Origin of the sequence: Sphingomonas guangdongensis, assembly GCF_900199185.1 — a bacterium.
In the GTDB taxonomy this organism is placed as follows: Bacteria; Pseudomonadota; Alphaproteobacteria; order Sphingomonadales; family Sphingomonadaceae; genus Sphingomonas; species Sphingomonas guangdongensis.
In genome coordinates, this window is record NZ_OBMI01000002.1 from 893583 (window position 1) to 906701 (window position 13119).

Here is a 13119-nt window from a genome sequence, read left to right on the forward strand (position 1 = left end):
GTACGTCACAGTGCCAGCCGGATCGTCGCGCGGATGTCCCGCCCGGCGAGCGGCGCGAAGTCCTTCAGGAAGCTCGCGTGGCGCCGCGCCAGCTTGTCAAAGATGTTGTTGGCGCTGATCAGCAGGGTGGTGCGCTGATCCCCGAACGGCTTGAGCGCGACAGACGCGTTCACCAGCGTGTAGCCGTCGGTAGGCGTTTCGAACTGCGCAATGCGGTCCTGCTCGAACACGTGCTCGACCTCGACCCGGCCGGTCAGTCGATCGCTTTGCGCTTCCAATCCGCCGAGCAGGCGGAGCGGCGGGATGCGCGGGACCGGTCCGGTGTCCTCGACGGTGGCGCGTACATAGTCGCCGACCGCGTCGGCGTTGATCGCGAAAGAGCCGATCGTCGCGAGCCGCAGCGAAGCGTTCGCCTCCACCCCGTAGTAGCGCACGTCGGCCTGCTGGTAGGCGAAGCAGGGCAGGTCGACTTCGCGCCCCGATGGGTCGGCTGCTTCCTCGCAGACCGATCGATCCACCTGGTTCTCGAAGATGAAATTCTTGAACCAGCTATGATAGGCCGACACGTCGAGCGCGAAGGCGTTGCTGTGCACGTGGACGGTGGCCTCGACTCCCCAGCTCGTTTCCTTGCGGAAGTCGGGATTGCCGAGCTCATACGCCTGGGTACCTGCATGAGGGCCGTTAGCAAACAGCTCCTCGGCAGAGGGGGCGCGTTCGGTCCGAGATCCGTTGATGCCGATACGCAAGCCTTCGCTCAGCTCATAGGACGCGCCGAGCGAGCCGGAGAGTGCCTCGAAGTGACGATCGCCGCGGAAAAAGCGGCTGTCGTCGATCGGGATGCGAGAGGCGAGATCGGTGAACTCGTACCGAAGCCCACCCTCGGCACGCAGCGGGCCGGCGACGATCTGCTGCAGCGTGAAGAGCCCGACCTGATTGGTCTCGTTGCGAGGCACAAAGGCTTCCTCGCCGTTCACGTCGAAGTTGCGGTTGAAGTACTGGACGCCGCTCGCCCCGCTCCAGCCGCCGCGGTCGGCCTGCACTACCTCGAGCCGCGCCTCCGACCCCTTGTTGTAGAAGGCGGTGCCGACCTCGCCCGTCTCCTCCAGCTCGAAGTGGCGATAGTCGGCAAAGCCCGCGCGCAGGCGGATCGCCTGGAGCACGTCGCCCCCGGTCTGCACCTCGGCGCGCAGGTCGACGCGGTCCTGCTGGACGTCGAGGCGCGGGGCTTCCTGCTCCTGCCCGACCTCCGTCGCATAGCGGATCGGCACGCCATAGAGGCTGTCGTAGTGGCTGTATGAGATGCCGAGATGGCCGGTATCGGTGACGATCGAGCCTCCGACGCCTGCTGTCCATGTTTCTGCCGCCGTGTTGGGCAAACGGTTCCGAAGGTTGGCGCTGGCGGCGAAGTCGATCGGCTCCTCGCCATCCTCCACCTCCTGCAGCAGCCCGACCTGCGACAGCGCGGCCGCGCGCTGCGGGCCGGACAAGAGGTAGCCGCGACCGGTGCGCAGGTCGTCACTCTTCAGGTACGAGCCATCGACGTGCAGGACGAAGTTACGGCCAACCGCGACGTCGGCGGCGCCGCTCAAAGATCGATCCTCCGCTGCCGAGCCGTAGCTGCCGATCGCGCCGATGCGGTGACCATTCTCCGGCAGGCTGCGCGGGATGCGAGTGTCGATCACGTTGACCACGCCGCCGACCGCCGAGGACCCGAACAGCAGCACGGCGGGTCCGCGCAGCACCTCGATCCGCTCCGCCAGTAGCGGGTTGATTGCAACCGCGTGATCGACAGAGGTGTTGGACACGTCAAAGGAGCCGATGCCGTCGGTCAGCACACGGACGCGCTCGCCTTGAAATCCGCGCAGGATCGGCCGCGAGGCGTTCGGACCGAAGGAGGTGGCCGAGACGCCCGGCTGACGCGCAAGCGTTTCACCGATGGTGGAGCGGAGTTCCCGCGTCAGCGCCTCGCCCGCGAGGACCGTGGTGCCCTGCAGCACGTCTCCTTCAAGCGTGCGGATCGGCGCGGTCACAATGATCTGCTCCCCGCGATCGCGGAGCTGCGACTCATCCTGCGCGAAGGCAGGAGTGCTCAACGCGACGGACAGCAGGCTGGCGCCGGCGAGAAGACGAAGATTCATGAGGCGTGTCCCTTTGTAACATCACGTCTCTACGCGTGATGTTACACGGTCACAATGCTGTTCGTTGCCGATCGGGTGCGGTCTGTTGCACCTGCGAAGGTCAGCGCGGCGGCAGCTTGCCCGCGAGCTCGTCCAGCCACGCCCGCGCGGTGCCGTCCGACGGCGCGCGCCAGTCGCCGCGCGGGGAGATCGCGCCGCCCGCGGCGACCTTGGGCCCGTTCGGCAGCGCCGACCGCTTGAACTGGCTGGTCACGAAGAAACGCTGAAGGAACGCCTCCAGCCAGCGCGCGATCGTCGCGAGGTCGTAGCTGACGCGCGCTTCGTCGGGCACGCCCGCCGGCCACTTGCCTGCCGCGGCGTCCCGCCAGGCGTGCCACGCCAGATAAGCGATCTTGGACGGCGGCAGGCCGTGGCGGATGACATAGTGTGCGAAGAAGTCGTGGAGCGCGTACGGCCCGATCCGCCCTTCGGTGCTCTGCATGGCGCCGCTCGCGTCCGCCGGGATCAGCTCGGGCGAGATCTCCGTGCCGAGGATCGCCTCCAGCACGTGGTCGGTCTCGGCATCGAACTGGTTCGTGCGCGTCGCCCAGCGGATCAGATACTGGATCAGCGTCTTGGGCACGCCGGCGTTGACGCCGTAGTGGCTCATGTGGTCGCCGACGCCGTAGGTGCACCAGCCGAGCGCCAGCTCCGACAGGTCGCCGGTGCCGAGCACCATGCCGCCGTGGTGGTTGGCCAAGCGGAAGAGGTAATCGGTGCGCAGCCCCGCCTGCACATTCTCGAAGGTGACGTCGTAAACCTCTTCGCCGGTCGCGTAGGGGTGGCCGATGTCGGCGAGCATCTGCTGCGCTGCGGGGCGGATGTCGATCTCCGCGCCGGTGACGCCGAGCGCGCTCATCAGCGCCCAGGCATTGCCCTTGGTCGCGTCACCGGTCGCGAAGCCGGGCAGGGTGAAGCCGAGGATTTCCGATCGCGGCCGGCCCAGCCGGTCGAACGCCTTGGCCGCGACGATCAGCGCGTGGGTGGAGTCGAGCCCGCCCGACACACCGATGACGAGCGTCCTGGAGCGCGTGGTCTCCAACCGCTTGCGGAGGCCCTCGACCTGGATGTTGAACGCCTCGTAGCAGTCTTCGTCCAACTTCGCCGGGTTGTTGGGAACGAACGGGAAGCGGCGCAGCTCGCGACGCAGGCCATGGTCAGCGAAGTCGGGCTGGTGCGCGAACGTGATGCGGCGGAAGCGTAGCTCCGGCCGGCCGCGCGCGACGGCGGCGTCGTTGAAGGTGCCGGTGCGGAGCCGCTCCAGCTTCAGCCGCTGCACGTCGACGTCCGCGATCACCATCGCGTCGGCCGAGTCGAAGCGGTCGCTCTCGACCAGCAATTCGCCGAGCTCGTGCACCATGCCCTGGCCGTCCCACGCGAGATCGGTGGTGCTCTCCCCCGGTCCGGTCGCCGAGTAGACATAGGCGGCGATCGCCCGCGCCGACTGCGATGCGCACAGCAGCATCCGCTCGCGCGCCTTGCCGATCACGATGTTGGACGCCGACAGGTTGGTGAGGATCAGCGCGCCGGCGAGCGCGCCGTCGGTGGAGGGCGGGGTGGGGGCCCAGTAATCCTCGCAGATCTCCGTGTGAAACACGAAGTCTGGCAGATCGGAGGCTGCGAAGATCAGGTCGGTGCCGAACGGCGCCTGCTGCCCGGCGACGTCGATCGCCAGACCGGTCAGCCCCGCACCGGGCGCGAACCAGCGCTTTTCATAATACTCGCGATAGTTGGGCAGGAAGGTCTTGGGCACCACGCCCAGCACCTGCCCGCGCGCGATCGCGACGGCGCAGTTGTAGAGCCGCGCATTGTGCTCGATCGCGGCGCCGACCAGCAGCACCGGACGCTTGTCCGTGCTCGCTTCCACTACCCGCGCGATCGCGGCGCGCGTGGTCGCGATCAGCGCGTCCTGCAGGTGCAGGTCGTCGATCGCGTAGGAGCTGAGGCAAAGTTCGGGAAACACCAGCAGGTCGCACGCCGCCGCGTCGCCCTGATCCAGCAGCGCGATCACTGCATCGGCGTTGGCCATCGGATCGCCGACGCTCGCACGCGGGGTGCAGGCGGCGACGCGGACGAAGCCGTGCGCCTGGTGGGAGTAGAAGGGGTGGCTGCTGATCGGATCGCTGGTCACAGCGCCTTGTCCAGCATCTCCAGCGCGACTTCCAGGCATTTCACGCGCACCGGGCCGCGACCGATGTTCCCGAAGTGCGCGCAGCGGTGCTCGGTCGGACGGCCGGCACGCGCGCAGCCGAAGTGAACCAGACCAGGCTCGTCATCGGGCCCGCCGCGACCTGCGAAGCCGGTGATAGACACGGCGACTTCGGCGTGGCTCGCCGCCAATGCGCCCTCCGCCATCGCGACCGCAACGTCCTGGCTCACGGCACCGCAGCTATCGACAACGGTGCGAGCAATGTGAAGCAGCTCGCACTTCGCCTCCGGACTGTAGACGACGAAGCCGCGCTCGAACGCGCTCGACACGCCCTCCACATCGGTCAGCAGGGAGGCAAGCAGCCCGCCCGTGCAGCTCTCCGCGGTCGCGATTGAAAGGCCGGCGTCGCTCGCCCGCTGGAGCACTCGGCGTGCGGCCGCCTCGACGGCATCGGGCAGGGCGGGGGAGAGCGTCTCGGACTCCGACATGCCGCGCGGCTTAGGCGGGCAGCGGACTCGCGACTATAACGCCGATCAGACCTTGGCCGCGTAGATCATCCGCTGTTCGCCCAGCGCCTCGAACAGCGTCGGGAGCGATCGCTCGCCCACCGCGAAACAGCCCTGGCTGCGCCCCAACTTGCCGTGCTGAGTTAGGACGTCCTGGTTGGCGTACCAGGCACCATGGACGACGATGGCCCGGTCGAGCGCGTTATCGTTGGTCGGATCGAGCCCGATCAGCCGCTGCGAGCGGCCGTGCTGCCCGACATAATAGTCGCTGGTCAGGAACGAGCCCTCGCTCGACGCTTCCGACCCGTTCTCGTTGGAGAAGCGCTGGAGATAGCCGGTGTGTGAGGGATCGGAACCCTTGCCGTGGGAAACGAGCATCGACGTGCTGCTGCCGTCCAGCAGGTTGATGACGTGGAAGCGCGGCGCGGAGGACGGTGCCGCGAAGTCGGCGATGGCGATGCGGTCCCGACGCGCGCCGCGGCGATCGTGCTGGTCGAGCGCGGCGAGCGCGCGGCGGAACAGCGCCTCGCGCACGCCGAGCGGCGTAGCCGGCCGCGCCGCAACCGCAGCGGGGGTGGGAGCGGCGGCGGGAACGGGGGCAGGCGGCACCGGCAGGCTCGCCACGGGCGCAATGCGGCGGGCGCAGCCGGGGACGACGAGCACGCTGCCCGCGACCACCGCCGCCTTGATCAACCCGCGACGCGACTGCGCACGTCCAAGCACGTCCTGCATCAAATGCTAGTCCTGAAGCCCATCCCGCTGCATCAGGTGGGGAGGTTTGCCGGTCTTTCAGCGACTTGACCAACTTGTTCGTCGCATCGACGCCACCACTCGCCGCTCTCGGGGCGCGAGCCTGTGCCGCAGCGGGACGGGGCACGCTCGCCTTAACTTGCTGGAAACGCTAAGCCACGTTGCTGAAGGAGCGGCGGGATGCGCAGAGTGGCGATGGTGGCGGCGGTGCTGGCCGGCGGCGCCGGATCGGACAGCCCGGTCATGGCTCAGTCGCTTGAGACGGCGGCGGCCTCGCTTCGCACCGGCCAATACCGCTGGAGCGATCCGGATCCGAGCGTCGGCGACGTTGCCGTCGTGATCAACCTTCAGCAGCAGCGCGCGTACGCGTTTCGGGCGCAGCGGCTGATCGGAGTGGCAAGCGTGTCGACCGGCAAGCCGGGGAAGCGTACGCCGACCGGCGACTTCACCGTGCTGCAGAAGCGGGTGTGGCACCGCTCCAACCTCTATTCGAACGCGCCGATGCCCTACATGCAGCGGCTGACCTGGACCGGGATCGCGCTTCATGCCGGGCACAACCCCGGCTACCCCGCCTCGCACGGCTGCATCCGCCTGCCACGGGAGTTTGCCGTGCTGCTGTTCGGCGTGACGAAGATGGGCGCGCCGGTGACGATCGTCGGTGCCGGCGACGTGGATGCCCCAGCCCGGCGCGATCCGCCCGTCATCATCGCCCGCTTGGGCGAGCTGAGCCTCGCCGACGGCTTCGCTGAAGTCACCTGGACCCCTGAGGCCGAAGCGCAGCCGGCCGCGAGCAATGGCCAGTGGGTCGGCGGCGACCGCTTCAGCGTGCCGGCGATCGCGCTGGTGCCGCCGGAGGACTGGCGCGCCCGGAGGGAGTCGAACCCCCGACCAAGGAGGTAGAAGCTCCTTGCTCTATCCAGCTGAGCTACGGGCGCGCACGCCAGCGCTGTAGCGTGGATTGCGCGGGCGCGAAACGGCGATCATAGCTGGCGCCGTCATGAGCCAGGGGGATCAGCCGCAGCGGGTGAGCGCGTCCGACGTGTCGCGCGGGCAGTTCCGCTACTTCGACTATGTCACCGTCGCCTTCGTCGTGGTGCTGCTGCTCAGCAACCTGATCGGCGCATCGAAGCGCGCCGAACTCGACCTGCCGGTAGTCGGCCTGTGGTCGTTCGGCGCCGGCATCTTCTTCTTTCCCGTAAGCTACATCGTCGGCGACGTACTGACCGAGGTCTACGGCTACGCGCGGGCGCGCCGCGTGATCTGGACCGGCTTCGTCGCGCTCCTGTTCATGGCGTTCATGGCCTGGGTCGTGGTCGCGCTTCCGCCCGCCGCGAGCTGGGACGGGCAGGGCGCGTACGAGGCGGTGTTCGGCAGCACGTGGCGGATCGTCGGGGCATCGATGATCGCCTTCTGGGCGGGCGAGTTCGCCAATTCGCTGGTGCTCGCGCGGATGAAGGTGTGGACGGGCGGGCGGTTCTTGTGGATGCGCACCATCGGCTCGACCGCTGTCGGGCAGGCGTTCGACAGCATCCTGTTCTACCCGCTCGCCTTCGCCGGTTCGGCGGGCTGGACGACCAACCAGATCATCCAGGTGGTGATCAGCCAGTTCGTGCTGAAGACCTTGTGGGAGGCGCTGCTGACCCCGGTGACCTACGCCGTCGTCGGCTTCCTCAAGCGGCGCGAGGGCGTCGACGTGTTCGACGACGACACCGCCTTCACCCCCTTCGCGGCGAAGGTCTAGGCGACGGCCGCGAGCAGACCCTCGAACAGACGGCGGCCGTCCGTGCCGCCGTGGGCCGCCTCGATCCGGCGTTCGGGATGCGGCATCATGCCAAGCACGTTGCCGCGCTCGTTGGTGATCCCGGCGATCGCGCGGGCGGAGCCGTTAACGTCGGCGGCGTAGCGGAATGCGACGCGGCCATCGCCCTCCAACCGGTCGAGCGTCTCGGCGTCGGCGACATAGTTGCCGTCGTGGTGCGCGACCGGCACCGCGATCGTCTCGCCGGGCGTGTAGCCGCTGGTAAATGCGCTCCGGCTCTCACCCACGGTCAGCGCGACGTCGCGGCAGACGAAGTCGAGCCCGGCGTTGCGGATCAGCGCGCCCGGCAGCAGCCCGGCTTCCGTCAGGATCTGAAAGCCGTTGCAGACGCCGAGCACCGGCACGCCGCGTTCCGCGGCTTCTTTAACCGCGCCCATGATCGGCGCGCGGGCGGAGATCGCGCCGCAGCGCAGGTAATCGCCGTAGGAGAAGCCGCCCGGCACCGCGACCAGATCGACTCCTGCCGGCAGTTCACTGTCGGCGTGCCACACCATCTGCGGGGTGGAGCCGGTCACGTCGCGGATCGCGGTCGCGAGGTCGCGGTCGCAGTTGGAGCCGGGGAAAACGAGAACCGCCGCCTTCATGCCGCGCGCTCGACCCGGTAGTTCTCGATCACGGTGTTCGCCAGCAGCCGCCGGCACATGTCGTCGATTGCGGCATCGCTGGTGCCCTCGGCAACCTCCAGCTCGAAGATCTTGCCGGCGCGCACGCTCTCGACCCCGTCGAAGCCCAAGCCGCCGAGCGCATGCTCGATCGCCTTGCCCTGTGGGTCGAGCACGCCGGGCTTCAGGGTGACGACAATGCGCAGCTTCATGGGCCAGGATCCGAGCGATAATGACGAGGCAGGATGGCGCGCGCTATGCCGCCCCGCACGCAAGGGGGCAAGGCTTCACGCGGTCTTTACCACTGCTGCTTATGATTGATCGACGCGCCCATCCTTCGCGCGCGCGGGAGACGCAACATGGCCTTTCTTGCCTTGTCGATGTTTGTGGGACTGGTCGCTTTCGGCGCCGAGTATTTCGGCTGGGGCGACCCTCACGGCACGCTGCAGCTGGCGCTGATCAGCACCTTCGTTTTCGGTGTGATCTGCGGCTACCGCGCGAAGAGCTGACGCCAGATCAGAAGTAGCGCGCGACCGAGAAGCGCAGGCGCAGCCGATCGGTCGCATAATAGGCGATCGACGATCCGTTGCGATTGTAGGACAGGGTTACCTGTGGCGAGAAGCCGAACATTCGGAACTTGCGGTTGCCGAGCGTCACGCGACCGCCGTAGCGCCAGTCGCGGCGCGGGTCGGCCGAGAACAGCTGCACCGGCGCATCGAACAGCGCGCGCGAGATGCTGCCCGACACGCCGAAGTTGATCCCCATCGGCAGCTCGCCGCCGAGGCCAAGGTTGGCGCCCAGCTCCGTGCTCGAATAGGCGGCGGCGCGCAGCCAGTCGCGGCGGCCGAACAGCCCGGCCGAGGCGACCAGCGTTCGCGAGACTGCCTTCTCGGCGGTCGCGTAGAGCCCCGCCTGCCAGCCGGAATAATTGTTGTCGAACGCCGCGTCGGTGTGGCGCGCGTCGAGCTGAAGGCCGAGCCGCTCGGACGCGCTGAAGCTGATCTGAGAGCCGGTGCGGAAGCCGACCTGGCGGCTCGCCACGCGCCCGCCGAACCAGCGCTGCGCGGCGACCCCCTCCAGCGAGGCGCTCGCCGCGTCCGACAGGCGCAGCTCCGCGCCGGCCGCGCCTTGAAGCAGGTAATCGTCGAAGGTCGCGCCCGAATAGTTGGTGCCGTTCGCGTCCAGCCCGGCCAGCACCGCCGCCTTGCCCGCGAAGGGCAGGCGGATGCCCGCCGACAGGTTGCCGGTCTGCCCGGTGCCCGACTTCGCCTGCGCGTCGCGGTTGAGGTCGATCGGCAGCGTCGTGTCGCCGAGATTGATGTCGATGCGATCGGCGGCGGTCGCGTTATTGATGTTGCTGTCAGGCGCGAGGCCGAGGTCGAGGTCGAGCCGCCACGCGCGCCGCGATCGGATCACCTGGCGAGCGCCGCGGATTGCCGCGGCGACGTCCGGCGGCAGCTCGCCCGATTGCTCGGCCAGGCGGAACTGCCGGTCGGCGCTGCCCATCTGCCCCAGCCCGAGCATCGTACGCGCCAGCTCCAGCCGCACGCGGGTCTGGCCTGGATCGTCGCTCAGGATCGCCTTGTAGGTGTCGGCCGCGCGGGCGAGGTCACCCTGCTCGGCGGCGATGTAGCCGGCCAGGAAGCGGCTGGGCAGCCGCATGTCGGGCGCCTGCGCCAGCGCGTCGATCAGCGGCTGCGCCTCGTCGAAGCGATGCTCCCGCACCAGCGTCTCGGCGCGCGCGAGCAGCTGCTGCGGGGTGATCCGCATCTGGCAGATGCCCGCGACGCAGCTCGGCTGCGCGGTGACCGGAGCGACCTGGGCCGCGGCGGGCAGGGTAGTAAGGAGGAGGCCGGCGGCCGCGAGGAGAATGGTGCTGCGCATCGCGTGCCGCCGTCTGCCTGGGTGCCTGGTCTAGCGCTTCGCGCCCGTGAACGCGCCGTGGATGTCGACCCGCTGGTCGGGCGTGCCGCCGACGATGCGCAGGTTGCCGCCGACGTTCACCGCATCCGGCCCGAAGAAGGTACCATCGATCGAGCTGGCGCCCGCCGCCGACGAACCCTGGGTGATGCCGCTGACGTTGATGGTCTTCACGCCCGAGGCGGTGAGGAAGCGGACATAGTTGCCCTCGCCTGCGAAGCTGCCGGTGAAGCCGCCGCTGCGCAGCAGGTCGATCGTGCCGCTGCCCTTTGCCTCGAAGGTCGAGTTGGTCGGGTAGGTCAGCTTGCTGTCCGGCACCTGATAGCCGTTCATGTTGGCGGCGCCGATGGTACCGGTCACGAACAAGTTCATGGTCTGACGGCTGAAGTCGAGGTCGACGCGGCTGCTGCCAGCGATCCACTGAAAGTAGTTGGGGTTGGTGGTCGCAGCGTCGGACGTCGTGTTACCGACCATGGAGGCGAGAAAGCCGCCGGTGTAGGTGCCGGTGCCGCTCGCCGGGATCTGGCCGCGCGAGGTCTGGTCGCCGAACACCATCACGCCGCGGCCAAAGGTGCCGAAGCCCTGCGCGTCGACGATGTTGCGGACGAAGCCGGCCAGGCTGACGTAGTAGGTCGTGTCCTGACCCGGGCGCTGGTAGAAGAAGGTTGAGGAGTCGGTGGTGGTGGTGCTTGTCCCCGTTTGCGGGTTGACAATCGTCTCGGTCGAACCCGCCTCCAGATAGTTGAAGCCGGCGAAGTTCGGGACGCCCCACTCCGGTGTCCGGAAGTTGTCGAAGTCGGTTCGGTGCGCCGGATCCTGGTAGCGGGTATTGGCCGCACTGACGCCGGCGGCGTTGTCCGCGACGCTCATCACGAAGATGCCGTCGCGCGGATTGTAGGTGATGGTGCCGCTCGGGCTGCGAACGGTGGAAGCGTTGCCCTGGTACACCACGCCGTTGCTGGTCGAGAAGGTCTGCAGCGAGTGGAAGGCGCCGATCGCGTCCCAGCTCTTGGTGGCCGAAACCTGCAGGAAGTGCGCAGGCGTGGGTGCCGGCGGCGTCGTTGCGGTGCCGCCGCCGACGCCGGTGCCGGTGCCGCCGCTACCCGGCGTGGGCGTCGGGGTCGGGCTGGGCGCCGGGGTCGGGGCCGGGGTCGGCGCAGGCGTCGGAGCGGGCGAGGGGCTGGGGGTAGGCGTCGAGATACCGCCGCCTGCGCCGCCATTGCCGTTGCCGCTGCTGGTGCCGCCGCTCGGCGGTGCGATGCTGCCGGCCGTTTCCGGGCCGGACGCGCCGCCGCAAGCGGTCAGCGCGAACAGCGGCAGCGCCGCGATCAAGCTCAGGTGACGCATTGTCAGTCATTCCCCCGTGGAGTGGTCGGGGGCATGACTAGGGCGGAAGGGTTAATACGCCGCTAAAGGCGAGGAGTAATCTTTGCGGCCGAGCAAACGCCGGCTGCCCGACCTACTTGCCCCGGCGCTTGCGGTGGCTCTCCAGGTCGAGCACCGCATTGTCGGCGCCCTCCGGCAGCAGGCCGAGGCGGCGGGCGACCTCCTGGTACGCCTCCACCTCGCCGCCCAGATCACGGCGGAAGCGGTCCTTGTCGAGCTTCTCGCCCGACTGCATGTCCCACAGCCGGCAACCGTCCGGGCTGATCTCGTCGGCCAGGATGATGCGCGGGTAGTCGTTCTCCCAGATCCGCCCGAACTCCAGCTTGAAGTCGACCAGGCGGATGCCGATCCCGGCAAACAGGCCGGTCAGGAAGTCGTTGATGCGGATCGCCATGTCCGCCATGTCGTGAAGCTCGTCCTGCGCCGCCCAGCCGAAGCACAGCACATGCTCCTCGCTGATCATCGGATCGCCGAGCGCGTCGTCCTTGTAATAATATTCGATGATCGTGCGAGGCAGCTGCGCGCCTTCCTCGATCCCCAGCCGCTTGCTGAGCGAGCCGGCCGCGACGTTGCGGACGACGACCTCGATCGGGACGATCTCGACCTGGCGGATCAATTGCTCGCGCATGTTGAGACGGCGAATGAAGTGGGTCGGGATGCCGATGTTGCCGAGCAGGGTAAAGACATGCTCGGAGATGCGATTGTTGAGCACGCCCTTGCCACTGATCGTGCCCTTCTTCTGCGCGTTGAAGGCGGTGGCATCATCCTTGAAATACTGGATCAGCGTGCCGGGCTCCGGACCCTCGTACAGGATCTTGGCCTTGCCCTCGTAGATCTGGCGGCGGCGAGCCATCGGCGGTCCTCGTCAAGAAAGCAGCGCCCCGGCGGCGGAGCGCTGCCGGGGCGGGTAGCGCGCGCCTATATCGGAGGGGGGCGGGGCGCGCAATCAGGCGGCGGGAGTCCGGTCGCGCCCCCACCAGCGCCGGAGCGGCTGGGCGAACCGACGCCAGAGCAGCGCGAGCACGGCCAGGAGCAGCAGGGGCGGGCCGAGCGTCGCGAGCAGCCAGAGCAGCGTCGCGAAGGTCCACTCCGCCGATTCCATGAAGGTCGCCACTGCCCGGGCGATCGTCGAGCGCGGGCCGACGCCGCGGATCGCCTCGCCGGTCGCGTAGTCGAACAGCATCGGTGTGCTCGCCAGGCTGTCGCGACCCTCGGCGACCGCGGCGGCGGTTCCGCGGACCTGATCGTCGAGGGCGGCGCGCTGGCGGAGCAGTTCGGCCCGCTCCGCGCCGGTCAGGCCGGGTCGCGCGAGGTCGCGCTCGATCCGTGCCCGCTCGCCCGCGGCGGCGCGCTGCCCCGCCTCATCGCGGGCGATGCCCGATCCCACGTCGGTGCCGGTGATCTCGGCCGCGGCGAGCATCCCGTCGGCGCGCTCGATCGCGGCGATGCCGGCCCGCCCGAAGCTGCGCGCGAGTGCCGGTGCCAGCTTGAAAGCCAGGCTGGCGTCGATCCGCTCCTCATTCACGACCGAGTAGCGCATGCCGGTGATGCGGCAGCGGGTCACGCCCAGCCGCTCGCAGGCCTGGGCGTGCGCCTCCTGCGCCGCGGCGATCCGCGCCGCCGGGAGCCGGAAGGCATAGTGGTAGGAGAAGGCGACTCCGGGCGCGGCGGTCACCTCGACGCCCGGCCCACCCTCGCGCGCCGACGACGATTGCTCGTCGGTGGCGGCGCCGCACCCGGCGAGCGCCAGCGCGATCAACAGGCCTGCATGCCGCAGCATCGTCTCTCTCCCGCCGTGTTGGCATATCCT

The 13119-nt window shown here is 68.8% G+C and carries 13 protein-coding genes and 1 tRNA gene; 3 read left to right on the forward strand and 11 right to left on the reverse strand.

What is annotated here, in order from left to right:
• Positions 1–5 precede the first annotated feature (5 nt).
• The 4 genes from CRO12_RS11530 to CRO12_RS11545 form a co-directional block, all read right to left on the reverse strand.
• Positions 6–2138, reverse strand: a complete 2133-nt coding sequence (locus CRO12_RS11530) for a TonB-dependent receptor (protein ID WP_097064139.1) — start codon at positions 2136–2138, stop codon at positions 6–8.
• A 100-nt stretch (positions 2139–2238) separates the two neighbouring features.
• Positions 2239–4308 (reverse strand): NAD(+) synthase, encoded by a 2070-nt coding sequence (locus tag CRO12_RS11535; protein WP_245858419.1) that lies wholly within the window; start codon positions 4306–4308, stop codon positions 2239–2241.
• Positions 4305–4814 carry a CinA family protein gene (locus CRO12_RS11540; protein WP_097064141.1) on the reverse strand — a complete coding sequence of 170 codons (510 nt, stop codon included), beginning with the start codon at positions 4812–4814 and terminating at the stop codon, positions 4305–4307. Before CRO12_RS11540 ends, CRO12_RS11535 begins: the two co-directional genes overlap by 4 nt.
• Positions 4815–4859: 45 nt before the next feature.
• A complete protein-coding gene (locus tag CRO12_RS11545) occupies positions 4860–5564 on the reverse strand; it encodes a murein L,D-transpeptidase catalytic domain family protein (RefSeq protein WP_097064142.1) in 705 nt (234 codons plus the stop codon).
• A 213-nt stretch (positions 5565–5777) separates the two neighbouring features.
• Here CRO12_RS11545 and CRO12_RS11550 point away from each other — a divergent pair, with 213 nt between their 5' ends.
• Positions 5778–6482 (forward strand): L,D-transpeptidase family protein, encoded by a 705-nt coding sequence (locus CRO12_RS11550; protein ID WP_425443022.1) that lies wholly within the window; start codon positions 5778–5780, stop codon positions 6480–6482.
• Here CRO12_RS11550 and CRO12_RS11555 read toward each other — a convergent pair.
• Positions 6441–6517 (reverse strand) — tRNA-Arg (locus CRO12_RS11555). The two genes, CRO12_RS11550 and CRO12_RS11555, sit on opposite strands and share 42 nt — an antisense overlap.
• A gap of 62 nt (positions 6518–6579) precedes the next feature.
• On the opposite strand from CRO12_RS11555, the gene CRO12_RS11560 reads away from it, so the two are divergent.
• A complete protein-coding gene (locus CRO12_RS11560) occupies positions 6580–7323 on the forward strand; it encodes a queuosine precursor transporter (protein WP_097064143.1) in 744 nt (247 codons plus the stop codon).
• On the opposite strand, the gene purQ is transcribed toward CRO12_RS11560, so the two are convergent.
• On the reverse strand, positions 7320–7985 hold the full coding sequence (gene purQ / locus CRO12_RS11565; RefSeq protein WP_097064144.1) for a phosphoribosylformylglycinamidine synthase subunit PurQ: 666 nt from the start codon (positions 7983–7985) through the stop codon (positions 7320–7322). The genes CRO12_RS11560 and purQ overlap by 4 nt on opposite strands.
• Positions 7982–8215, reverse strand: coding sequence for a phosphoribosylformylglycinamidine synthase subunit PurS (gene purS, locus CRO12_RS11570; RefSeq protein WP_097064145.1), 234 nt, complete (start codon positions 8213–8215; stop codon positions 7982–7984). Before purS ends, purQ begins: the two co-directional genes overlap by 4 nt.
• Before the next feature lie 147 nt (positions 8216–8362).
• On the opposite strand from purS, the gene CRO12_RS18025 reads away from it, so the two are divergent.
• On the forward strand, positions 8363–8512 hold the full coding sequence (locus tag CRO12_RS18025; protein WP_179640986.1) for a hypothetical protein: 150 nt from the start codon (positions 8363–8365) through the stop codon (positions 8510–8512).
• 7 nt (positions 8513–8519) lie between these two features.
• Here CRO12_RS18025 and CRO12_RS11580 read toward each other — a convergent pair whose 3' ends face one another.
• The 4 genes from CRO12_RS11580 to CRO12_RS11600 all read right to left on the reverse strand — a co-directional run bounded on the left by CRO12_RS11580 (position 8520) and on the right by CRO12_RS11600 (position 13089).
• Complete coding sequence (locus CRO12_RS11580; protein ID WP_097064147.1) at positions 8520–9887, reverse strand: surface lipoprotein assembly modifier; 1368 nt, start codon at positions 9885–9887, stop codon at positions 8520–8522.
• A 30-nt stretch (positions 9888–9917) separates the two neighbouring features.
• The gene (locus tag CRO12_RS11585) at positions 9918–11270 is read right to left on the reverse strand and encodes a hypothetical protein (RefSeq protein WP_144033598.1); all 1353 of its coding nucleotides are present in this window, start codon (positions 11268–11270) and stop codon (positions 9918–9920) included.
• 112 nt (positions 11271–11382) lie between these two features.
• Positions 11383–12162 carry a phosphoribosylaminoimidazolesuccinocarboxamide synthase gene (gene purC, locus CRO12_RS11595; RefSeq protein ID WP_097064150.1) on the reverse strand — a complete coding sequence of 260 codons (780 nt, stop codon included), beginning with the start codon at positions 12160–12162 and terminating at the stop codon, positions 11383–11385.
• 93 nt (positions 12163–12255) lie between these two features.
• Entirely contained in the window at positions 12256–13089 is an 834-nt protein-coding gene (locus tag CRO12_RS11600; RefSeq protein WP_097064151.1) for a hypothetical protein, read from the reverse strand.
• Between the last annotated feature and the right edge of the window lie 30 nt (positions 13090–13119).

What these genes read in the sequence shown, in the direction of transcription:
- CRO12_RS11530 (WP_097064139.1), bottom strand. Translation starts at nt 2,138, where the DNA reads ATGAATCTTCGTCTTCTCGCCGGCGCCAGCCTGCTGTCCGTCGCGTTG.
- CRO12_RS11540 (WP_097064141.1), bottom strand. Translation starts at nt 4,814, where the DNA reads ATGTCGGAGTCCGAGACGCTCTCCCCCGCCCTGCCCGATGCCGTCGAG.
- CRO12_RS11545 (WP_097064142.1), bottom strand. Translation starts at nt 5,564, where the DNA reads ATGCAGGACGTGCTTGGACGTGCGCAGTCGCGTCGCGGGTTGATCAAG.
- CRO12_RS11550 (WP_425443022.1), top strand. Translation starts at nt 5,778, where the DNA reads ATGGTGGCGGCGGTGCTGGCCGGCGGCGCCGGATCGGACAGCCCGGTC.
- CRO12_RS11560 (WP_097064143.1), top strand. Translation starts at nt 6,580, where the DNA reads ATGAGCCAGGGGGATCAGCCGCAGCGGGTGAGCGCGTCCGACGTGTCG.
- purQ (WP_097064144.1), bottom strand. Translation starts at nt 7,985, where the DNA reads ATGAAGGCGGCGGTTCTCGTTTTCCCCGGCTCCAACTGCGACCGCGAC.
- purS (WP_097064145.1), bottom strand. Translation starts at nt 8,215, where the DNA reads ATGAAGCTGCGCATTGTCGTCACCCTGAAGCCCGGCGTGCTCGACCCA.
- CRO12_RS18025 (WP_179640986.1), top strand. Translation starts at nt 8,363, where the DNA reads ATGGCCTTTCTTGCCTTGTCGATGTTTGTGGGACTGGTCGCTTTCGGC.
- CRO12_RS11580 (WP_097064147.1), bottom strand. Translation starts at nt 9,887, where the DNA reads ATGCGCAGCACCATTCTCCTCGCGGCCGCCGGCCTCCTCCTTACTACC.
- CRO12_RS11585 (WP_144033598.1), bottom strand. Translation starts at nt 11,270, where the DNA reads ATGCGTCACCTGAGCTTGATCGCGGCGCTGCCGCTGTTCGCGCTGACC.
- purC (WP_097064150.1), bottom strand. Translation starts at nt 12,162, where the DNA reads ATGGCTCGCCGCCGCCAGATCTACGAGGGCAAGGCCAAGATCCTGTAC.
- CRO12_RS11600 (WP_097064151.1), bottom strand. Translation starts at nt 13,089, where the DNA reads ATGCTGCGGCATGCAGGCCTGTTGATCGCGCTGGCGCTCGCCGGGTGC.